At 40.1% G+C, this 24301-nt stretch carries 16 protein-coding genes; 15 read left to right on the forward strand and 1 reads right to left on the reverse strand.

Going from position 1 to position 24301, the window contains the following annotated elements:
- Window positions 1-360: 360 nt before the first annotated feature.
- From DYD21_RS19625 to DYD21_RS19705, 15 genes are all read left to right on the forward strand, one after another.
- Window positions 361-1173 (forward strand): DUF5672 family protein, encoded by an 813-nt coding sequence (locus tag DYD21_RS19625; RefSeq protein WP_116038721.1) that lies wholly within the window; start codon window positions 361-363, stop codon window positions 1171-1173.
- Window positions 1174-1275: 102 nt separating this feature from the next.
- Window positions 1276-2562 (forward strand): NAD(P)H-dependent oxidoreductase, encoded by a 1287-nt coding sequence (locus DYD21_RS19630; RefSeq protein ID WP_116038722.1) that lies wholly within the window; start codon window positions 1276-1278, stop codon window positions 2560-2562.
- 118 nt (window positions 2563-2680) lie between these two features.
- The gene (locus DYD21_RS19635) at window positions 2681-4318 is read left to right on the forward strand and encodes a GMC family oxidoreductase (protein ID WP_116038723.1); all 1638 of its coding nucleotides are present in this window, start codon (window positions 2681-2683) and stop codon (window positions 4316-4318) included.
- 760 nt (window positions 4319-5078) lie between these two features.
- Window positions 5079-6146 (forward strand): hypothetical protein, encoded by a 1068-nt coding sequence (locus DYD21_RS19640; RefSeq protein ID WP_116038724.1) that lies wholly within the window; start codon window positions 5079-5081, stop codon window positions 6144-6146.
- 723 nt (window positions 6147-6869) lie between these two features.
- A complete protein-coding gene (locus DYD21_RS19650) occupies window positions 6870-8933 on the forward strand; it encodes an HAD hydrolase-like protein (protein ID WP_158607383.1) in 2064 nt (687 codons plus the stop codon).
- Between the two features lie 1244 nt (window positions 8934-10177).
- Window positions 10178-11191 carry a glycosyltransferase family 2 protein gene (locus tag DYD21_RS19660; protein ID WP_116038728.1) on the forward strand — a complete coding sequence of 338 codons (1014 nt, stop codon included), beginning with the start codon at window positions 10178-10180 and terminating at the stop codon, window positions 11189-11191.
- A 1034-nt stretch (window positions 11192-12225) separates the two neighbouring features.
- Complete coding sequence (locus tag DYD21_RS19665; protein ID WP_116038729.1) at window positions 12226-14076, forward strand: carbamoyltransferase; 1851 nt, start codon at window positions 12226-12228, stop codon at window positions 14074-14076.
- A gap of 371 nt (window positions 14077-14447) precedes the next feature.
- Complete coding sequence (locus DYD21_RS19670) at window positions 14448-15023, forward strand: hypothetical protein (protein WP_147303655.1); 576 nt, start codon at window positions 14448-14450, stop codon at window positions 15021-15023.
- Between the two features lie 17 nt (window positions 15024-15040).
- Window positions 15041-16117, forward strand: a complete 1077-nt coding sequence (locus DYD21_RS19675; protein ID WP_116038731.1) for a hypothetical protein — start codon at window positions 15041-15043, stop codon at window positions 16115-16117.
- Window positions 16118-16317: 200 nt separating this feature from the next.
- Complete coding sequence (locus DYD21_RS19680) at window positions 16318-17286, forward strand: glycosyltransferase family 2 protein (protein WP_116038732.1); 969 nt, start codon at window positions 16318-16320, stop codon at window positions 17284-17286.
- A 241-nt stretch (window positions 17287-17527) separates the two neighbouring features.
- Entirely contained in the window at window positions 17528-18490 is a 963-nt protein-coding gene (locus tag DYD21_RS19685; protein WP_116038733.1) for a glycosyltransferase family 2 protein, read from the forward strand.
- A complete protein-coding gene (locus tag DYD21_RS19690) occupies window positions 18487-19641 on the forward strand; it encodes a glycosyltransferase family 4 protein (RefSeq protein ID WP_116038734.1) in 1155 nt (384 codons plus the stop codon). Before DYD21_RS19685 ends, DYD21_RS19690 begins: the two co-directional genes overlap by 4 nt.
- A gap of 212 nt (window positions 19642-19853) precedes the next feature.
- Entirely contained in the window at window positions 19854-20741 is an 888-nt protein-coding gene (locus DYD21_RS19695) for a glycosyltransferase family 2 protein (RefSeq protein WP_116038735.1), read from the forward strand.
- A gap of 22 nt (window positions 20742-20763) precedes the next feature.
- Window positions 20764-21534 (forward strand): glycosyltransferase family 25 protein, encoded by a 771-nt coding sequence (locus DYD21_RS19700; RefSeq protein WP_116038736.1) that lies wholly within the window; start codon window positions 20764-20766, stop codon window positions 21532-21534.
- A 286-nt stretch (window positions 21535-21820) separates the two neighbouring features.
- The gene (locus DYD21_RS19705; RefSeq protein ID WP_147303656.1) at window positions 21821-22609 is read left to right on the forward strand and encodes a sulfotransferase; all 789 of its coding nucleotides are present in this window, start codon (window positions 21821-21823) and stop codon (window positions 22607-22609) included.
- A gap of 210 nt (window positions 22610-22819) precedes the next feature.
- On the opposite strand, the gene DYD21_RS19710 is transcribed toward DYD21_RS19705, so the two are convergent.
- Window positions 22820-23833 carry a phosphotransferase gene (locus DYD21_RS19710; RefSeq protein WP_116038738.1) on the reverse strand — a complete coding sequence of 338 codons (1014 nt, stop codon included), beginning with the start codon at window positions 23831-23833 and terminating at the stop codon, window positions 22820-22822.
- Window positions 23834-24301: the final 468 nt, after the last annotated feature.

Below are 24301 nucleotides of genomic sequence, written 5' to 3' on the forward strand. Positions count from 1 at the left end.
AGGCGTTCTGTATTATCAGTACTGTCATACCACGCACCGGCGTGGTATCTCCTGTCTGTTTTAGGGATGAGAGAACTTGCTTCGCGTTCAAATAATGAGCGCATCGAGCGCGGAATGACGCCTTTTTTGCATAGTATCGCTTTTACGCAATTAAAAATTACTTTATGAGTCGAACTCAGGTTATTAATGAAGCATGTAGAGTTCCGGTGCGGTGTCATCGGAAAAATGTCGTACGGAGATCCAATGACATGAAGGTGATTATTTACTTTTGACACAACACCAATAAAATATCAAATGTATGTCCCTGCAGTCTCAAAAACAGATGAGCGGGTAATTAGAGAAATACTAAAAATTCACATTATGAGTAAAAATCAAGTTGCGATCGTAATCCCTCTGTCTACAAGGCCTGGCCTCTCAGAATCGGAACTCATTTCGTTAAAACACCTGGAGCATTACCTGTCTGATTATGACAGGTTTTTTATTGCTCCGGAGAATATCAAGGTTGAATATGAAGGCATTCCTGTTATCCGTATGGCAGACAAGTACTTTGGGAGCCTGAACGCGCATACGCGGTTGTCGCTTTCCAATGAATTTTATGAGAATTTTTCCGGCTATAAGTTTATGCTGATGTATCATCTCGACTGCCTGGTTTTTGACAGCGGGCTGGACTGGTGGTGCGATATGGATTATGATTTGATTGGACCTCCCTGGATTAAAGGGCCGGATTTACCCTGGCTGGAAGAAGAAGGGGTTGGAAATACCGGATTTTCACTTCGTAAAATTGAATCGTTTCTAAAACTGCTCAATTCAAAAGTACGATGGGAAGGGCCCAGGTCTAAATTAAACAAAGTAGTCCGTTCAGAAACTATCGCTGATAAGTTAAAGCAAACAGGAGATCTCGCAGCCAGTCCGTTTCCGGGAAGAAACAATATCCATGCACATATAAAATATCATATTGAAAAAGATGGACATGATGATCGCTTTTTGCATGAATTCGCCACTAAATATTACCCGGATTTCAACATAGCCCCGGTTGAGGTTGCGCTTAAGTTCGGGTTTGAGGCAAATCCCCGTATCTGTTTCGAAAGAAATCAAAAAAATATTCCATTTGGCTGCCATGCCTGGGAGACATACGACAAAGAGTTCTGGGAACCCTTTATGTTGGATCATTGATTGGTCAAAAGAATTTTAGTGCCAATTCGAAAAGTAAACTACATAAAGTACAATAAAGTCGACTACAGTGAAGAGATAACGATAAGATTAAAAATATAGCAAATGATTATTGTTGATAATGCGCTAAAAAAAAGAGAAAAAGAAGGCAACCCTGTAAAAGTTGGAATAATCGGCGCGGGTTTTATCGGGAGAGGTACCGTGCTTACGATAGAAGAATCCATACCCGGAATGAAAGTTTCTGCAATTAGCAACCGTACGATCCATACGGCCGCAAAAGCCTACGAGCAGGCAGGAGTTCACGAATATGTAGAAACCCGGAGCCAGAAAGAGCTGGATAAAAGGGTTGAGGACGGAGCATATACGATAACCGATGAACCGGAATTGTTATGCCATGCTAAAAATCTGGATGTGATCATCGAGGCTACTGGAGCGGTTGAGTTTGGAGCTCAGGTAATCCTTGAAGCCATAAATAATGGCATTCATGTGGTGTCCATGAATGCCGAGGTGGATGCCACAATCGGTCCCATTCTGAAATACGAAGCGGATAAACAGGGTGTGATTTTTACGAATACCGACGGTGATCAGCCCGGTGTGCTCATGAATCTGTACAGGTTTGTAGATCTTATCGGATATAAACCGGTCCTTGCAGGTAATATTAAGGGGCTGCAGGATCACTATCGCACACCTGAAACTCAAAAAGCATTTGCGGAAAAATACAATCAAAAACCACGAATGGTTACCTCCTTTGCAGATGGGACAAAGATTTCAATGGAAATGGCAGTAGTTGCAAATGCTACTGGCTTTCAGTGTAAAAAAAGGGGGATGCACGGGCCGGAATGTACACATGTGAAAGAGGCACTCGATCTGTTCTCTGAAGATGATATGATGGATGGCGGTATGGTGGATTACATTCTTGGTGCCGAGCCGGGCCCAGGGGTATTTGTTATCGGGTATAATGATAATCCAATACTGCAGGAATACGCAAATTACCTGAAAATGGGAGACGGGCCATTTTACGTTTTTTATGTGCCTTATCATCTGCCGCATCTTGAGGTGCCGCTGACAGCCGCAAGAGCCGTCCTTTTCCGGGATGCTACAATAGCACCAAAAGGAAAACCCGTATGTGAAGTGATTACGCAGGCAAAAAAAGATCTGAAAGCGGGAGAGATGCTTGATGGACTTGGAGGATTTACATGCTATGGCTCTATTGAAAACAGCAAAACAGCCCGTAATGAAAATCTGCTTCCAATGGGTTTATCACAAGACTGCAGACTCGTGAATGACGTTTCGAAAGATGAGGTGATAAGAATAAAAGATGTTCAATTTCCCCCGGAACGATTATGCGATAAATTGTGGGAAAAACAGCTGAAAATTTTTGAAATCACATAAATATATAATGACAGGATTCTGGTTTAAGAGGTAATTTTGCAGCGACATAAGAGGAATCCGAATATGGGTATATGATGTTTATCAGAAATTCACTTTACTTAAACGAAAGGGGAGAGAAATGATTATCGATGCAAATGAATCTGAAAATACAAAAAAAGATCTGCATACTGATATCTGTGTTGTGGGCGCCGGCATCGCCGGAATTGCATTTGCCAGAGAGATTGCGAAATCCGGAAAAGAAGTATTACTGCTTGAAAGCGGCGGGTTAGAACCCAAAGATTCAGCACAAGAACTGAATTCCGGCAAAAATACAGGGCGACCATATTATGAACTGAACGAAGCAAGAGAGAGGGCCTTTGGAGGCAGCAGCCACATGTGGCATGTGGATAAAGAGTGGCAGATAAATACCGGGTCACTCCCCGAAGAAATTGTTCGCCTTCGCGGAATGGATGCGATCGACTTTAGAAAAAGAGAGTGGGTACCCTACAGCGGATGGCCAATATCCAAAGATGATTTGGACCCTTACTATTCGCAGGCTCATGAACTATTCAAAATTGGCCCATATCAGTATGAGGCAGACTTTTGGGAGGAAAAGCTGGGTCTTAAGAAAATTCCCTTCCGGAAAAACAGGGTGAAAACAACAGTCTTTCAGTTTGCCCGGAATAACATCTTTTACACGGATTATCGCCGTGAACTGGAAGCATCAGATAATATTACGGTTTATCTGAATGCTACTGCACTGGAAATTAAGCTCCGCGAAAATGCAAAAAGTGTTGCATCGGTTAAGGCAAGATCATCGGCCGGAAATGAATTTACCGTAAACGCTACAACCTATGTACTGGCCCAGGGTGGTTTGGAAACGCCACGTTTGATGCTATTGTCCAATAACGTAATGAATATGGGGGTTGGAAATCATAACGACCTTGTAGGCCGGTTTTTTATGGAACATCCTCATCTCTGGACAGGAAAATTAATTCCTTCTGATCAGCAGTATTTTCAAAATGGGTCTCTGTATGGTTTAAATGTTTATGATTCTGTGCCGTTTTTAGGAAAGATCGTTCTTTCTGATGATGTTATGAAAGAAGAAAGGCTTATGAATCATTCTCTCAATATCCTTCATCGCATACCTATGGCTTCACTCTTGAAACCGTCCAGGGCATTTCACGGTTTGAAGAAGTCGTTTAAAACTCTCGATATTTCTCGGCAAATGGTACGGGATTTTAAGACTTTGGCATCAAATGTTGATGTGGTTTCCTATGCGGCCTGGAATAAAATTGCCCAAAAAAGAAATAATAAAGGGTATCAAAGAACAAATAAATTTGATGGCTATCAGCTGAATATTATGTCTGAACAAGCCCCGAACCCGAATAGCAGGGTTATTTTAGGACAGGAACGTGACGCTTTTGGACAACACAAAATGAATCTCAGTTGGGAGGTCAGCCGGGATGATATGCGAAGTATGCGCAGATTTTTGGAAATCATTAACCGGGAGTTAAAGAAGGATTCACTTGGAGAAATCATTTCTCTGCCTTCCGACGACTCTGTGCCTGACAGCCTGCATGGCGGATATCATCATATGGGAACGACACGAATGAGCGATGACCCTAAGCAAGGTGTAGTGGATAAAAATTGCCGGGTACACGGAATGAATAATCTGTATGTTGCGGGGTCATCCGTTTTTCCTACCTGCGGATATGCCAACCCTACCCTCACCCTTGCCGCGCTTACTTTACGGCTGGCTGATCACCTGAAATAAAACTATTCCGAGTTCGACAACGATTTCAAAGGTCTCTCCTTAGAAAAGAGCAACACTTCAGGATATGTCCATATCGGCCAAAAGGTATGGGATTCAATTTGATACCTCTTGGACTCTGCCAACATGTAGTTCTTTTTAACAAATAGAACAGGTTAGAAGCCCTGTGAGAAGCTTTTAATTTGTGACAGCTGATTTGAATCAGTATTCTCCATTTCTAAAAAGCATCTACAGAATAAGTTCATGTTCCTATATAAACTGCATCAGGTGTAGAGAACTGCTCTCTAACTATGCAGGGTTTAAAATAAAAACAATGAAGGTTAACTCCTCTTGATATGCAACCGTTCGTGTACAATAAACTCGTAAAAATATAGATAAGTAAACTTGAAATGAGGTATTAGTGCATTCAGAAAATCAACTATCTGTTAAGGCGTACACTTTTATATTATATGGGTATAGATAGTATAGAGACCCAGTTGATGTATTTGTCCAATGATCTGATAAAAAGAGAAGGAGGGCTATCAGCTGATTATTAAGACTTGAATCGAGTAAGTCTTCATACTAATGACGAATTTTATATTGACTGAATATTTAAAGAAACCCCCCGGAAATTAGAACTGACTTAAAAATTGGTACTCAAGAAAGAATGGCAAGGAAAGTATGGACATATATGATTTGATTATCAAGAGGGTTAAAGCCCATACTCTTGAGGTCCTATTTGAATACAATTATAAAATTAAGAATAAATATTGCTTTAATAATTATGAATAATAATGATTATAAACTTGGGTTTTTTATAGTTAATGCGTCTTTAAAAAGGTATTTAAATGTAATATTTAAATCCAGTAAGTCGGCTTTGAAAAATATATTATTTTTAAAAATTCTATCTAAAAAGGAGGGCTCTTTAAGAAAAAAGAGTGTTGAGATAGATAAAGCTAAAAATATAAAATTAGAAGAAAGTGCAACCAATACAAGTGTGAGTTTGCCTGAAGTTAGAAGTGAAGGAAGGCCTATAGTGTTTCTGCATAATTCTGATAGCTTTTATTTGAAGTATAGCCTGGCTCAGGCAGCAAGTTCAAATCCTAATTCTAAAATATATCTACTTGGTGATGAGAAAAATAGCCACTATGATTTTGTGGATCATCATAATATGCAGAATTATAAAATAGGGGCAGAATTATTTGCAGATAAATATATACACAGGAGCACAAATAGCAAAAATTTTGAGTTATTCTGTTTCCAAAGATGGTTTATTTTATCGGAATTTCTAAAAAAGAATAACATAGAAGAATGCTTTCACCTGGATTCGGATGTGATGTTGTATGGTGATATCACAAAGATCAGTGAAATATATAAATTTTGCGATTTTACATTGGCTAAATCTTTGAGTGGTCATTCTATGTTTATCAATAAGTCAAAATCAATTGATATGCTAACTCAATTTATAATGGAGGTTTATTCGGGTAAGAAACCGTATGAATACGACAAAATATTGAGTCATTATTATACTATTATCAAGAATGGGAAGCTTGGTGGAGCATGCGACATGACATTATTATCTAGATTTTATAGACAACACGAAGGTTTAATTGGCGACACTTCTATTATATATGATGGATCGTTATTTGATCAACATATTAATACATCTCAACCTGGATTTGAAATGGAAAGCGGGATAAAAAAACTGATATACAAGGATGGGTTTTATTATGGTAAACATATAAACACAGGTGACCTTGTAAAATTTAATTCGTTGCATTTTCAAGGTAGAGCAAAAAAGCTTATGGAAAATTATTTAAGTAGTGATGCAAAGAGCTTTATCAAAGTTTAGTCTCAATGAAATGGCTTAAGAAGGGTATTTTTAAAACAACAGTTTGAATCATAAGTGATTTAATTCCCTGACCTTCTGGGTCGGAAAAAGATAAAAGGGGGACACTCCAAAAGTAAGCTTTGTATTGACTAAAAAGGTAAGGCTTCTTAGTTGATACCTCCCGGGCTCTGCCCCGAGGTAGTTCATTATACTGATGTAGGTTGAAAATATTTGAGAAGTCAACCCATGAAAATTGCATCAGCTGATAGACAATTTTCTACAGTGACAGTTATAAACTGTGGATGGTAATATACTTAGTTTACGGTGAATTGTACTTACCCTATGTAATGTGTCTGAATCTTCGTCTTCTTAGAGATCTATTGATCGAATATAAAAAAGCGGGCTACTTTATTTGATTGGAAATGCTTAAACACTTCTTACATGTTATTGTCAATATCTCCTAATATCAATGGTACTGTTTCGATATCCTCTGTGTTTCCACACTTTTTGCGATCAAATTTAATTATAAACCACTACATCATAAACGACCAAAAAGCAAAAGGTTAGAAGCTCTGTGAGAAGCTTTTAATTTGTGACAGCTGGTTTGAATCAGTATTCTCCATTTCTATAAAACATCTACAGAAAAAATCCATGTTTTTTTAAAATGTGCATCAGGTAAAGAGAATTCTTCCCTGGTGGCGCATGGTTTATACCAAAAACACACCAAGGCTTACTCCTCTTTATATGCCACTGAACATTGACGAATTTTTGTCCAATCCCCGCCACAAGCGGCTAACTTTTGATCTGTTTGATACACTTATTTTCCGGAAATCGGGTGGGCACCGGTCAATTTTTTTACTGTTCGGAAAAGAGCTGTACCGAAAAGGGCTAATCAGCATAAGCCCCGAAAGATTTGCCAGGCAGCGGGATCTTTTTGAAACCCGGGCCCGCAGAAACAACAACTGGCAGGAAATTCAATTTGAAGATATTTATAGGGAGATGTTCTTATCATTCGAATTTGACGTGAATACAGAGCTGCTGATGAATGAAGAGATGCGTATTGAAGCGGAACAAATTTGTGCGATTCCGGGCATTCCTTATACCCTGGACCGGGTAAGGGAGCAATATGGAAACGTTATTTTTGTGTCGGACATGTATCTTCCGCACTCCTTCCTTGAAAATCACATAAAAGAACTTGGTATTTGGAAACCGGGAGATACGTTGTATCTCTCTTCGGAATATGGTCTTCAGAAAAGGCACGGTCTTTTCAAGGTGGTTATGGAAAAAGAGAACCTCACTCCGTCTGAACTGTTTCATTTTGGTGATTCTCCCCTCCATGATGTGGACTCTGCAAAACGGGAATCTATCGGGGTTCAGCACTGCAAATACGCACTTGAAAACCGATCTGAAAAAATTTTGAACGACCACTCATTTCAAACGGAGGGATATACATCGATCATGGCGGGGTGTTCACGCATCGTGCGGCTGAAAGGGAATGGGCTTAGTAATTTAAAGAAAACGGCCTGGGATACCGGCGCGAGCGTTACGGGGCCGCTCGTATTCTTGTTTGCTCAGTGGATCATAGAGCAGGCAGAGCAGAAAAAAATCAAAGAGCTCTGTTTTTTAGCACGGGATGCATATTTCCCTTACAAAGCCGTAAAGCTTTTGCTTGAAAAACAACCGGATATCGATCTTAATATCCGGTATGTATATGGAAGCCGGTTTACATACAATCCGTTGAATATTAATGAATTGAGCCCGGATGAGTGGGAAAGCCTGACAAACGTCTCAGGATATAAATATAGTACTCTTCATGATCTTCAGGCTGCACTTTACTGCGAAAAAGAAAGCTTTCTGCACTACATGAAGCAGCTGGGATTTAATGAGAGTGATTGGGATCGGGTTCTTGCGGACGATGAGCTGGAAAAGATAAAAAATCATGCAATTTCAGATCCTGCGTTTAACAACGAGATAGTGCAGGGTGTAAAAGATTTTCAAAAATTGACCCTTGAACATTTTAAAGATGGAGAAAAAGAAAGCGGCTCCGTTGCGCTGATTGATGCCGGGTGGACCACAAATTCGCACGCACCTTTTTATGATTTTATTAAAAAGTCGGGGTATGATAAAGTAAGGTTCTTCTATATTGGGCTAACCGCTAAGAAAACCAAAATTCCGGCGGATGTAGTGGACACTTTTATCTTTAACAACTCAGTTAACCGAGGTATAAACCGGCAAAATGTTTATTATAACCGGCCGGTTGAAACTCTGCTAATGGCGAATCACGGCAGGACACGCTCTTTTGTGAAAAAGAACGGATCGGTAGAAGCGGTACTGGACCCGCCTGAAAACAGAGAGTTTATAGAAGGGTATTTCGAACAGTACGAAAAAGGGATAATGGCATTTTTAGAAGAAATGGTCCCGCACTTCGAACGCAGCACACCTTTTCACGATCACAGGAGTGCAGCGGAAGAATTGATCACCCGCTTCTGGAGAAAACCTACGAAAGACGAAGCACAGCTGTGGTCAAAACTGGATTGGGAGTATGATCCTCTCGGTACTAAAACCTACCCGCTGGCAAGCCCTTATCGTTATACGGATGCATGGAAAACGTTTAAAGAGGGCAAGTTACCGGAGAGCTATAGCCAGTTCTGGAGCGGCGGGGCCGAACAAATCACCCCGTCAAATGAGTTGTTTGTAATGAGAAAAGCCGTTTCAGCCAGGAATTTTGTTAACAGAGTGGCGGATAAATTGCCTGGGACAGTGAAAGATGTGATGATCAGGCCAGCTGCAAGGTTCCTTAAAAATTGAAAATCACAGGAGAAAACCTAAGCTGATAATTTTGTGTGGCTAAAACCCAAAACGAACGGGGACCTTTCTGGTAGTGGTAAACAGGATCATTCGCTATATACTTCAGTTCGATTCTTGAATTATGGATAAAAATCCCCCTTTTTAGAGACTGTAAGAAAATACCTTGTCAAATAATTGGTGCCTTTAATTTTTTAACCGCAAGGGGCGCAAACAGCCGCGGAGGTTATTTATTCATATTTTTTTCTACATATAGCGACCTGGTCGGTGTATTTTTTTAGGTTATAATAATATCATACATCATTGAAATTTAACCAGTACCGTTCCAGGTCATCCTTCGAAATCTGAATTCAATAAAATAAAATTTGGATAAAGATGGTTTGGTCGCCTTGCAGAGGTACGGACATATCGCACCTACGGCGCTCCCATTTTTCATGCCCGCTCGTAACCCAAGGCCACTGCTGCGCAGTGAACTTGGGCTACGGATATGCCGCACCTAAGGTGCTTGGTTTTTAGCCTTCAACACAGATGTATTCATATCCGTTTATTAGACTCAAAATCGTTCACATTATTTTGAGGGTCAGATTTTTCGTTACAATGAATGGTGATAATCTTTTCAGGGGGTGTAACCAGCCCCATTTAGGGGCGGCATATCCGTAGCCCCAGAGGTTCACAAAGTGAATCTCTGGGGTGCAAGGAAACCGAATATTAAAGAAGCACCATAGGTGCGGCATCATTCGAGTTCTGAATTTATTTTCAATCGTAAATTTCAACCAAATAGTACGACTCGAACTCAATAGAATAAATTTAGGAAAAAATGGGTTGGTCGCCTTGCAGAGGTATGGATATATCGCACCTACGGCGCTCCCATTTTTCATGCCCGCTCATACCCGCATTTTCCGGAATAATTGGAAAAGATTATTAATCTAACTGAGGTTGATATAAATAATCTAATCACTTAGGTACTACGAAAATTGTATGTTTGTATCGCGCCGGATAAAACAAATGACCGGCAAGGTTAAGTAAAAGGACTGCGTAGGTTATAAAATGACGTTAATGTATTAAGAATAGGAATTTGATTTACAACTGTAAGTGAATCGAACTTCAAAAAAATTCACCTCTTGTTCAGGTTCGTGGCATACATTCAGTAAACCATGATCCAGTTCAGAAATCTCATTTCATTTGATACCCCTTTCGCCCTTTGATGGCAGATTCAAAAAAAATTTAATATATAAAACTACTGAAATATGAAAACGCCCGTACTGTTACTGGTATTTAACCGTCCGGACCTGACCGAAAAAGTCTTCAACCGTATCGCAGAGGCAAAACCTGAGAAGCTTTTTTTGGTTTCAGACGGCCCCCGGGAAGGGAATGCAGATGATGAAAAATCCAATGCAGAGGTGAAGAAGATCCTGGAGAATGTTACCTGGGATTGTGAGGTGCACCGAAATTATTCCGATAAGAACCTGGGATGCGGTATTCGCGTTGCATCCGGGATCAGCTGGGTATTTGAACATGTGGACCGGGCCATTATACTTGAAGATGACTGCCTCCCGGATCCTACATTCTTCCGGTTTTGTGATGAGCTGCTGGAGAGATATAAAGACGATAGGAGAATTATGAATATCAGTGGTAAGAATTTGCAGTACGAGCATGTGAATGCGCGTGATAGTTATTTCTTCTCCCGTTACCCGGTTACCTGGGGATGGGCCACCTGGCGAAGAGCCTGGGACTATTACGACTATCACCTGACTCTTTGGAATCAGCTGAAAGAAACTGATTTTCCGCTTCAGGTCACGAAGTACGAAAATACAGCTGAATATCTAAGGCATCATTTTAATAACACGTTTCGAAATGACCCTCCGGCAGATATCTACTCTTCTGACTATACATATACATGGGATTATCAATGGGTTTTCGCCTGCTGGGCACAACAGGGATTATCAATAGTGCCTGACAGAAACCTGGTTAGCAATGTAGGGTTTGGTGAAGATGCAACCCATACAACAGATGAAAATCATGAGTTTGCTGCGATGCCGGTTAGTAGAATGGAGTTTCCCCTTAAGCATCCGAAACATAAAATCGTCCACAGTAAAGCAGACAATCTTCATTTCAAAAAAATGAGTTCCAGTTTAAATAATATTGGTAAAAAGAAGGCAAGCCTGACACTAAGAACAAGAAACAAACTAATACGCTTGTTTCGTGATTTTAATTTATTGCCATCTAAGTCTTTGCTGCCATCTAAGTCACAGAACACTTAATTCCATTCATTCTATTTCTGTTCCAGGTTTTTAAAAACCTGAGTTCGATTTTTAAATTTGACGGATATCATAAAATCAGTCCCAACAAGACGCGTTATCTCGCATCCAGAGCGTTCGGGACGTGATCTACTGTTCTTAACAAAGGCAGGAGATGCCACGCCGGGGCGTGGCATGACATAATTGTTGACGAATTAATACACCCTTTTTGAACTGATTTTGCCATTTAATCAAAAGTGGTTTAATTCCCCGACCCTCTGGGTCGGAAAGGACAAAATTCCCCCTTTTGCCGCGGGCATCCCTTCGGGGGAAGCGAACAGAGAGAGCTGGGGGATGACTCACTGAGTTCGGAAGTGCCCATTTGTAGTTGTTAAGCATAAAAGATCATCCCCCATTGCCCCCTTCGAAGGGGGACACTTCAAAATAAACTCGATATTGACCAAAAAGTTATGGATTCTAAGTGGATACCTCGTGGGCTCTGCCCCGAGGTAGTTCATTTAATAGAACTCAGGTTGAAACATCCGTTCGATTATAACCTAAGATCAGCGGATTAATCAGCGCGATTACGCGTGAAAATTGCTGTGCCATGAATAGTTGTTTGAATCTTCACCCAACTCTGGCGAAGCTTCAATGTCAGCCACTCTATAGCAGGGACTTTAAAAAAAACTCGTGGTGCCTTATAACAGACACAATTTCGGAAGTCAGTGGATAAGTTTATCGAAAAATCGAACACTCCTTGATTTTATCCATGATTTACAGTTGTCTTGAAAATTGTTAATTATTATTGACATAATCATATTTATAGAAATATCTCTAAAGGGAATTGAAAGTGTGTCTCTTTTCATTCAGTAAGAAGTTTTTTTAATAATTTTTTTCAGGGCCTATCCTCAGGAGGAAGAGTGTTTAAGGATGAATAATTTTTTTTAAAAATAAAGATAGTTCATTTTGTTTATTAAAATTATTTCATAATAGATAATTCATTGTATTAAAGAAATATTCTTTATAAGATTGAAATTCACTAAAGGGAGGGTGTTATCATGAAAACATCAATTCTGGGAATTTCAGCTTTCTATCACGATTCATCAGCCACATTGCTGCAGAATTCTGAAATCGTTGCAGCAGCTCAGGAGGAGCGATTCAGCAGAATTAAGGGGGATGCAGCATTTCCGGAAAGTTCGGTAGCGTATTGTCTGAATGAAGGGGGGATTACTCAACAGGAACTGGACTTTGTGGTATTTTATGAAAAACCGTATGTGAAGTTTGAACGGTTGCTTGAAACGTATCTGGCTTACGCACCTCGGGGCCTTGACTCCTATAAAGAGTCGATACCGGTTTGGGCGCGGGATAAGCTCAATATTCCGGGTGCTCTGAAAAAAAGACTTCAAAATTTTAAGGGTGAGATTCTGTTTGCAGATCATCATGAATCTCATGCAGCTAGTGCTTTTTACCCGTCCCCATTTAACGAAGCTGCGATATTAACCATAGATGCCGTGGGGGAGTGGGCAACAAGCTCATTAGCTATTGGTAAAGAAAATGATATCGAGATGTTAAGGGAATTACCGTTCCCGCACTCTGTGGGGATGCTCTATTCTGCTTTCACTTATTATTGCGGTTTTAAAGTGAATTCGGGCGAGTATAAACTCATGGGCCTGGCTCCTTATGGTGAACCGGTATATGTGCAGCTTATTAAGGATAATATATTGGATATCAAAGAGGATGGATCTATTGAACTGAACCTCTCCTTTTTTAATTACTGCCATGGCCGCACCATGACCTCTGAAAAATTCCACGAGCTTTTCGGAGATGCACCACGTGAACCAGAAACGACTATTACTCAGAAAGAGATGAACCTGGCCGCTTCCATTCAGGTTGTTTGTGAAGAAATTGTACTTAAGATGGCCCGCCATTTACATGAGTTAACCGGGATGAAAAACCTGGTCCTCGCAGGTGGAGTTGCTTTAAACTGTGTGGCGAACGGAAGAGTGCTTCGTGAGGGGCCATTTGACAAATTGTGGATTCAGCCTGCTGCCGGAGATGCGGGGGGTTCCCTGGGGGCTGCGTTACTGGTCTGGCATCATGTTTTGGGGAAAAAGAGAAACGTACAAAAAAATGACAGCCAGAAGGGAAGCCTTTTAGGTCCATCTTTCCAAAATGAGGAAATCGGATTGTTTCTGGATTCCGTTAAGGCTCATTATGAATATATACCGATAGAAAATAAACTTGTTGAACGTGTTGCACAGCTCATTGACCAGCAACATATCATTGGGTGGTTCCAGGGGAGAATGGAGTTTGGGCCGCGGGCTCTCGGCTGCAGAAGTATTATCGGGGATGCGCGCACGGTTGATATGCAGAAAAAAATGAATCTGAAAATTAAATACCGGGAATCATTTCGACCGTTTGCCCCGTCGGTTTTGCAGGAATCGGCTCATTTACTGTTCCAGGTTCGGCCGGATGAGGATATCCCCTATATGCAGGTGGTGGCACCTGTACTCGAAGAGAAACGATCCGACCTATCGCAGGAGGACCTTCAAAAAATGAAAGATCCGGATTTACGTATCCGGGTTTCTGTGGCCCGGTCTGAATATCCCGCAATTACCCATGTAGACTATTCAGCCCGAATTCAAACAGTAGATGAGCAGCGTCATGGCAGATTTTACAGCCTGTTGAAAAAATTCTATGAGCTGACAGGCAGCCCGGTCATTGTAAATACCAGTTTTAACGTCAGAAGTGAACCGATTGTTCAGTCACCCTGGGAAGCGTATCGCTGTTTCATGGCTACCGATATGGATTGCCTTGTTCTTGAAAATTACGTTTTGTTAAAAAAAGAACAGGATGATCACTCGGCAATCGACTCAGAAAAATATATGTCGCAATATGCACCGGATTAATTTATAACTGAAATCACTCCGATGCTGACCATAAAGCATTGAGAAAATAAATAAACAAGCATATAAAAAACTCCTTCAATTTGGCCACGAAGTCACGATGACACGAAGAATCACGAAGGCTAGTAATTTAATTTTGTTATACTTCGTGTACCTTCGTGGCTTTGCGTCTTCGTGGTAAAAATAAATGGCCGATATCTTTGATTAAGTATTTCCTCACACCCTTTAGAGAAGGGACGGGGGAGGGTCAAAAAGGCCGGACACTCATAAATAAACACACAAAAGATCACAAAAATTATGGATTATAAGTTAATCACCCGAAGACGCTGCCCCGGAACAGTCATCTCACCACGTCGTAAATGGAGGGTTATTTTATGTTAGAACTCGAAAAAACACCACACAGAAACCAAATCATCAGCTTTTTACTTTCATTAGGGTTTGTTTTCACAGCCTGTATGGTATTCCTGGTCTGGTCCTTTGGAATCATCTATATCATCCTGGCCATTGGAACAGGTTTGATGGTTACATGCGGACTTGCATTGATCGAATGGCGGAGAAAGAATTCAACCCTTTTTATATATAATTTTTGGAACCGACTTTCAGGGCTCTATATCCGGTTAATGAATTACTGGCTGTTGGCTGTCTGTTTGCGGCTAATTTTCACAGCAGTCGGTCTGGCCGGATCCGACCGTCGTTTTAACTTTCCGGGAAATAAAGCATCCATGTGGCAACCACGTAATACTGTTGATAGAGATCACATCGGACTTCAATATAACCGGTATTACAAAAGAAGTTCCCGGTCAGAAAACTGGATTATGGATTATCTCAACTGGAGTTCCGCTTCCGGAAACAGGTGGCAAATTTTTCTCATGCCGTTTCTTTTGCTTTTAAAAATTCACGCTCCGGATAATCAGGTTCAATCCGAATCCAATAACTATACTCTATATTAATAATAAGAGGGGGTTACATGAAAATAGTGCGGCTTATATTTGGTTTTTTTTCATCTGTTATTGCACTGATTGCCGTAGTACCCGTATTCATACTTGGAATTCCTTTCTGGACCGTCAGGCTCATCCAGAAGCGGATTATGATTTTGGTACGGAAGCTTCGGCCTATTCCTGCAACCTGGGATGAGCTGATCCAGTTTTACCCGGTGATCGGCTGGAAGCCAAAAGAAAACCTGGATACATACGCAACAGATTTGCCCGGTAACCGATACAGCCTGTCAACCGATAACTATGGGTGGCGAAATACAAATACCGCGTTTGAGGAGAGTGATATTATCGTTTTCGGGGACTCCTTTGCTTTTGGATTTGGAGTGAGCGATAAAGATATTTTTGGAAATGTACAAAGCGAACTGTCCATTAAAACCGTAGGTGCGAACGGGTACAATATGGTTCAGGAATATCTGCTGATGGAGAAATACCGGCCACATTTTAAAGAAAAAACCGTGATCTGGTTTATCTATCATGGAAATGATTTGTACGAAAATCTAACACCAAATTTAAGGCATTACCGAATGCCGTTCGTTCGCGAAAAAAAGGGTATGCAGGAGTGGGAAATCGTTACAGAGCATGTAAATCCTACCCCCTGGCAAATTGTCGAAAAAAGAGATTACTACGGGGCTCTTGCAAATATCTGTACGCACTCATTTCTGTCGGAACGCGCATTTAGCGGATGCGAGTATCTTATAAAGAAAGGGAGTGAACTATGTGCCCGGGAAAATGCAGAACTTATAATATTTTCACTGCCGGATATCATTCAGATTGATGAAAGCCGACATCATGAATTAAAATCCCAGGCAGCAGATTCCGTAAGTTTTGATCCCGACCTTCCCGATAAAAGATTAAAAGATATCTGTGAGCGACATTCTATCCCTTTTTACACAACGAAAGATTTTCTTGGCAAAGAGCATTTTATCAAATTTGATATACACTGGAACATTGAAGGGAATAAACAGGTGGCTCAAATGATTCACGAAGCCTATACCAGAAACGATCATTTACATAGAATTTATACATCACAGACAGCCTATAAGGATTAACAGTTCACAAAGTCCTGAATATCTTATCCAAACCAAGAATCTCTCTAATCACCTCTGCATATGGAGATTGTGAAAAAATTTGATTTCAAAGTCAGGTTAATAATAAATCTTTTTTTAGATGACCACATAACCTGTTTCCAGATAGCCGATGACATCAATAGCCGATAGTACTGCCTTGGTGCTGTAGATCCAGAAATAATATGAAAACACCTGTTTTATTTATTGTATTCAACCGGCCTGATCTGACTGAAAAGGTATTCCAACGTCTTGCGGCAGCAAAACCCGAACAACTTTTTCTGGTGTCGGACGGACCGAGAGAGGGTAAAAAGGAAGATGAAAAATCCTGTGCAGAGGTAAAGAGAATTCTGGAGAAGATAACATGGGATTGCGAGGTGCACCGAAATTATTCCGATAAGAACCTGGGATGCGGTATTCGCGTTGCATCCGGGATCAGCTGGGTATTTGAACATGTGGACCGGGCCATTATACTTGAAGATGACTGTCTCCCGGATCCAAGCTTTTTTCCATTTTGCGATGAACTGCTGGAAAAGTATAAGGACGATAGCCGGGTGATGACTGTCAGCGGCCGAAACCTTCAGGGAAATCGTTTAGGCGTACAACATAGTTACTATTATTCAGTGTATCCAGGTACCTGGGGTTGGGCTACATGGCGCAGAGCCTGGAAGATGTACGACTATCACTTACAACTCTGGGAAGGGCTGAAAGAAACTGATTTTCCATTGCGTATTACCGGTGATGAGAAAACTGCAACCTACATGAGGCACCATTTTGAGCGAACATACCGAAGTGATCCTCCAAAAGATATTCAGGAATCAGATTACACATATACCTGGGATTACCAATGGGTATTTAATTGTTGGGTACAGCACGGGCTTTCGATAATTCCGAAAAAAAACCTAATTAGTAATATAGGATTTGGAAAGAAGGCCACTCACACCAAAGATGAAAATCATGAATACGCGGCACTTCCTGTTTCAGGAATGGAGTTTCCGTTAAAACATCCTCCACATAAACTTATTGATAGGAAAGCAGATGATCTTCATTTTAAGATGATGAGCAAAAAAAATAACAATATCCAAAAGAGAACGCCTGGTATTTTTTCGAGGATAAAAAATAAACTAACTTGTATTCTCCGTGATGAGAATTAACTATTCATTCATTTTCTTAAATTGATAGATCAGGAATTCATATTAGATTAACTGAAAGTTTACCCTCTATAGTTTATTGGAGAGGTTTAACTGAATTTGGCCATCCTTTTTTTTTATACTATTATATATTCGATTTAAGATCTACATAAGCATGACTAACCCGGTTGGCAGTACAATACGGTTATTTCAATAGAAAAGCGGTATAGAGTTTGAAGCGGGGAACAAATAAGCGAGCAGAACCATGAACAGTACTACGGCATCTTCTTCAGGGGAAGTAATAAACACCAAAAGCTGGCCCTGGAATAAAGAGATCGGCGAGAAAGCGAACCTGGCGCCTGCCAAAAGTCATAAAAACAATGAGTGGCCCAAAATTACAATTGTAACCCCCAGCTACAACCAGGGGGAGTTTATCGAGGAGACGATTCGATCAATCATCCTGCAAAATTATCCCAATCTGGAATATTTTATTATCGATGGGGGAAGTACGGATAATACAGTAGAGGTTATCAAAAAATATGAGGATTGGATTGATTACTGGGTGAGTGAACCGGATAACGGCCAGAGTGATGCGGTAAACAAAGGATTTGAAAGAGCTACCGGCACCTATGGGAACTGGATTAACAGTGATGATCTGCTTGCTGAAGATGCACTGCTCAATATTGCTAAACATATAGAGGGAGATGACCAGAAAACACTCTACCTGGGAAAATGCATTCATACTGATAAACATCTAAATATCCAGGCTGTACAAACCAGTAATATACGTACGATTGATGACCTGCTGGATATTGAACATCACTGGGGTAAGAATGCAATTGCACAGCAGAATGTGCTATTTAATGTCGAACAATTCAGGGAAGTTGGCGGACTTAAAGTCAATAACCACTACGCCATGGACTACGAACTCTGGGGAGATTTACTTATAAACGGGAACAGTATTCGTTACCTGGACTTTGAAGTCGGTATCTTCAGAAGGTACGAAGGCCAAAAAATATCAGACAGAAGAAAGACGGTGAACTGCCTGCTGAAAAGTGCTCATAAACTCGTTATACGTAACAAAGACTGGAGTATACCAAAAAAAATCCGGCTTACATTTAACCTTTTCAGATACAGGCTTTTATTCATAAAAAAAATGATTTCTATGCGAAGCAGAATTAAAAAAAAGTTAGCTGCCAGAGCTTCAAAAGAGTCAGTTAAACAATGAAAAAAAATTGTGGTTCTGTTGTTGTTTACAATGATATCCTGTTTTTACTGAGTCAAACGTTTATGTATGAACAGGTAAAAGTACTTGCTGAGCAATATGATGTACATCTTTTAGCCAAACGGTTTGAAAACCCTCATAGTTTCAATATCGATGAATATCAACAAATTAAAATTGATCAGCCGGTACATATTGCAGATAAAGTTGTGTCAAAACTTGCCAGAAGATATTACGATTCAAATCTTTACTTTGACACGCGTACACTTCTCCGCTTAAGGAAATTTCTTAGAAAAGAAAAAATAAAAGCAATTCATGCACATTTCGGGCCAAGGGCACTTGAGATTCTTGGAATAGCCAAAAAACACAATATTCCACTTGTGGTAACTTTTCATGGGTATGATGCCTCATCATTACTAAGAGACGACGCGTATGCACAAAAATTACCGTATCTTTTTGAATATGCAACAAAAATCATCGTGGTGAGTGAGCATATGATAAACACGCTAAAACTGGATAAATGGAAGCAGAAAGTACACATTATTCCATGTTCCGTTAATGCGGATGAATTTAGTGCAGATGGCAAGGCAAAAAGCGATAATAAAATAAAAATTCTACATGCTGGAAGAATTGTGGCGAAAAAAGGTGTCCCTGATTTGATCAGAGTATTTCACCATCTCACTGGGAAGATTCAGAATATTGAACTTCATCTTGCCGGAGATGGAGAAGAACTTGATGAGTGTAAAGAGCTGGTAAAAAGGTTTTCAATTGAAGAGAAAGTTGTTTTCTATGGTGGTGTATCTCATCAAAAAATTAAAAATTTACTTAACGAAACAGATATTTTTGTTTTAAATAGCAGAACTGATGAAGCAGGGGATATGGAAGGTACGCCTGTTACTATTCTTGAAGCTATGTGTATGGAGAAGGCTGTGGTTTCTACACGGCACGCCGGTATTCCGTATGTAATTGAAGACGGGGAAAATGGTCTGCTTGCTGATGAGAGAGATAACAATGGACTAGGAAGGTGTCTGCAAAAATTGATACAAAATAATGAGCTCAGAATAAAAATGGGCAGATCAGCAAGAGCTACTGTCATTGAATCTTTTTCATCAAAAGTGATGGGTCAAAAACTAAGCGAAGTATTTGAAAGTATCTGATGTTTATTAACAGATTATAAGCCTCTGAATATTATTGATCTGTTATCTTTCACACCGATTTTGCTCAGATAAGCTATGTTTTCTGTTTCACTTTTTTAGGAAATGGAACTATTAGTGATCATTCAGGAACAGTATAAAAAGTTTTACTTTTGTCTGAAACTGCCATAGATAATCAGAATTAACTTAACTATAAATAAAACGCTCTGATTCAAATGGGAATTGCCCCGATATTTTCCGTTATAATACCGGTATACAACAATTGGGAACAGCTTCAGTTATGCCTGGATGCACTTTCAAAACAAACTGTTGATTCAGAAAAATTTGAGATTATTGTTGTAGATAATGCATCAACCAGATCAAGACCGGATCATTTCAGAATGCCTGATCATGCAATCCTTAAATTTGAATCTGAGCCGGGTTCTTATGCTGCAAGGAACCGGGGTGCAGAGTTTGCAAATGGGAAATATCTTGCATTTACAGATTCTGACTGCATACCAGATAAAAACTGGTTGCAGCATGCTTTTAACTTATTTGAAGAATCGCGTTGTGATAGTATTGGCGGAGAAATTAAAATCTTCAGAACTGAGGATGGCCGCAAACACGCCTATATTTATGAGAGTTACAACGCCTTTAAACAGGAACAGTGGGTACCGGAAGGAAAAAGCTGTACGGCAAATCATTTTGTGAAAAAAAAGGTGTTTAATGAAGTCAATGGATTCGATACCACTCTGAAATCCGGAGGGGACTGGGAATTTTCCAATCGCTGCGTCAGCCTTGGTTATCAGATGGAGTACGGAGCAGATGTAATCGTATTGCATCCGGCAAGAAAAAACCTGAAAGCGATGCTGAAAAAGCATTATCGGCATATCTGCTGGGCTTCGGTAATTGTACGTGAAAAATACAATTGCGGACAACTTAGAGTTCTGCTGTCATCAACAAAAGGTGCTTTGCTTGGATTATTCAAAAAGAAACCATACGTAAAAAATTTAAAACACAGATTTGTATTACTCTATATCGATTTCATCAAAATGGGTATGCAAATTGGTGTAAACGTGTTTTTGTTGATGAGGCTTATCAAGCCAGAGCAGGTAAGAGAATAGTAAACCATAACAGAGGCAATATATGTCAGTTTTTGAAACCCTGAATCAAACATTCGATAATATTTATATTATGACACTGGAGCGAAGTGTCGACCGGCACCCGGTTTTTAAAAAAAGGCTGGCTGGATTAGACTATGAGATTTTCTGGGGTGTGGACGGCCAAAAACTGGATATCCGGGAACTGGAAGAAAAGGGGCTTTACGATTCAGAAAAGGCAAAATTCATAAAAAAAGAACTGAAATTACCGCAGCGTGATTTGTCGATGAGCATCCTGGGGTGCGCTCTCTCACATGTCGGTATCTACAAAGATGCGATTAAAAACGGGTATGAAAAAGTTCTGATCATGGAAGATGATATCACCATTGATCAGAGCAAAAATCAACACCTGAAGCAGGCACTCGATGAACTGCCTCCTGACTGGGAATTACTCTACCTTGGGTATCTTCAAAACAATAATGAACTATCGTGGAAGGCGAGGCTCAGAATCAATCTAATTTACCCGGTATTATCAAAGCTTGGAAACAAGAAATATAATCCACACACCTACAGGTGTAAATTTCCCCGGCATTACTCAGAGAATCTGGAAATCCCGGGTTTTCATTATGGTGCGCACGCCTACGGGGTGACACTTGAAGGCGTAAAAAAAATACTGGATGAACAGACCCCTATTGTGCGGGAAGCGGACAATGCCATCAGCGAAATGTGTATGCATGAATCCATTAACGCGTTCAGAGTGAAGGAAAGGGTTTTTCACCAGGACAGAGAGCAGTTTGAAAGTCAGATCAGCAGTTAAGCCTTGCTATAAAATCAGATACCCCTTCCTTTATTAATTTCAGATCAATAAAATCTACTTTTTTACTCTTTTCTGGTGCCAAAAATCAGATTAAGAACTGATCCTATTACTACAAAAATAAATCTATTTATTGCAATTCTAATGACTTACGAAACTTGATTTTTACTGTATCGTAATAAATATTTTATATATTTTTTGTCTGATACTATTATAATAAGTATTGATGAATGCATGCTAAAGCAGCTGTTTGATAATTGTATATACACCTAATAATAAACCGGAAAAAGTGTCACTAAATAAAAAAGTAAATGGTTGGTACAGGCGGGGACTCTACTTACGAAGAGAATGGATTGCCTATTATTGTAAACTCTTTAAACAGGACTCTCTTGAGCAGCACCGGGTGGTGATTTTTGGACAGGGGCGAACCGGCAGTACCCTGCTGGAAGACCTGATCTTTAAAACAGGCCATTTTCAGAAACATGGAGAGCTGTTTCATAAATCAAGAGGTCAGATTCTTTTTCCACTCCCGTTTATCCGGGGACTCGCAAGGAGAAGACCTGAGGAGAATTTTATTTTTCACGTAAAAATTTACCAGCTGGTCAATGACCGTCGCCGACCTGAAGACACGGCCCGTTTTCTGAAAGCGTTGTACGCCTCCGGATGGAAAATTATATATCTCAGCAGAAGGAACAAGGTAAAGCATGTACTCTCTAACTATGTGCACAATGCACGCGGCGCAAGTCATAAATTCAATGATAAAAAAGAAGAAATTGAGCTGCAGATCGATCCGGAAGGATTTCTAACCTGGGTTAAAGAGAGAGAACGGTTTACAGAAGAGGAAAAAAAAGCTTTACAGGGACTGGAGTATATTGAAGTTGTCTACGAAGATGACCTTGAAAAACAGGAGATGCACCAGGGTACGGTGGATCGAATACTTGATGAGCTGTCATTGGAGAGAAAAAAAGTTCAAACACGCCATAAAAAAGTAAACAGTCAACCATTGGACTGTTTAATTAAAAACTACGATCAGTTTAAAAAACACCTGACCGATCATGGCCTCGCGAAATACCTGTAGTATTCATCTGAAAAGTGACACATGGAGCAAAGAAGTGCGGCGATTATCACAATAAAATAGAGATTTAACCCGTACCGTGATGTGGATAAAAATATAGTAACAGGTACAGTAAGCCGTATATTTTAGAATTTCTATAATATACTAAAAAGATAAAACCTCAATATGTGATCCAGATAACCAACAACCAATTAACCGAAATCGATACTATAGTCAGACATAATCAGAAATAACCCCGGCCTTGAGCAGCCTCTTATTTAAGAGCTGTACCAGCTCCCTAGAAAGCTGTGTATTGATATTTTGATTTTGATACCTCACCGTAACACGCTGACTTCGGATAAAGACTGCCGTAAAGAATGCGAGGGAAATTTGAAAATCTTTTAGTTGTATTAGATCAGAAACCTTATGGTAGAGTTTTTGCTCAATCTGAAGATACTCCTCAAGCGTAAGTCCTGATTGTGTTGAGAGACCGATAATAAGTCCAAAATCGTACCCAATGGGATACCAGCCAAAATTATCCCAGTCGATCACTTTACCTTCTTTAAAGGTATTCTTATCAGAAAGATCTCCATGATTCAGACATCGTTTCACATAACGGGAAATATATATATCTGATTCTGATAGCAGATTGCTGATATCGGGAACCCTAAATTCCAGTTCATTCTGAAGGTTTTCAAGAGCGTCAGTAAACGTGTTCTTGTTATATTTTAAGCGTGAGTTAGGAATATCGGTTGATTCCGATAGATTTACTTTTACTATTCGTGCAGCTACATCGGTAGCCTTTTCTAAATATTCATCCGAATCTAGTGTTTTGAGGTCAAAGTACTCAAAATAGGTGGCAAAAAGTTTATCACCTTCATTAAGTCTGACCAGACGTGCAGTCTTCACCCCTTGTTCGATGAGCTGAGGCTGAATGGTGTCTCTGAAAAAAAGAATGATTTTTTTTCTTTCATTAAAATATATTTTTTCAAATAAAACCTGTTCTTTTAACATAAGTTTCCGGTAGGAGTTGAGGACTGCCGTGCTGAATCCGGAGCCTTCGAAAGTTGCCTCCCGGCAATCACTGTAAGAACAGATCTGTATATCCCGATCATAAGCAATTATGATTCGTTCATAGGTACGCATCCAGCCTCTTTTGGCCAGGGAAGCAGCCAGCCTTCTGAAGTGAGCTCTGTTTTTAGGCGGAATTTTGAACAGTATGAGCAGTATTGCAGATACGTAATACATGAATCTGAAAAATAAAGTGGTTAATTCTCCTGAATTATTAAGGAGAGAGCTTGATCACAATTTTTATTACTGTAAATTTGTAAATTACGATACGGTAAAGCCATTCCCAACTGATTATAAATTTTTCATTGTGGAGAGGATGCCTGCGTTTATTTGTAAGGATGGGAAGTGCCTGGATCGGTTGGGTATTCCGCTCCGATGGGTCGGGACCAGAAATGCACCGGCTGCGCGGAATGTTGAGGATTCACTGCGTGAATGTTGAGTGTTCGACCGAGGGGGTGGGACCAGAAATGCACTGGCTGTGCGAACGTTGAGGAGGTTGGCACATTGCCAATCATTCAATGCTCGTTTGATCGGTGGGTTTATGGGTTATTGTTAGATTATTAAAAATGATGTTGATACATGACAATGGGTTCGGTGCACAAGTGTTTTCCTGTAGTGGTCATATATTAACAAAATACCCAAACA

This window comes from Rhodohalobacter sp. SW132 (assembly GCF_003390325.1).
In the GTDB taxonomy this organism is placed as follows: domain Bacteria; phylum Bacteroidota; class Rhodothermia; order Balneolales; family Balneolaceae; genus SW132.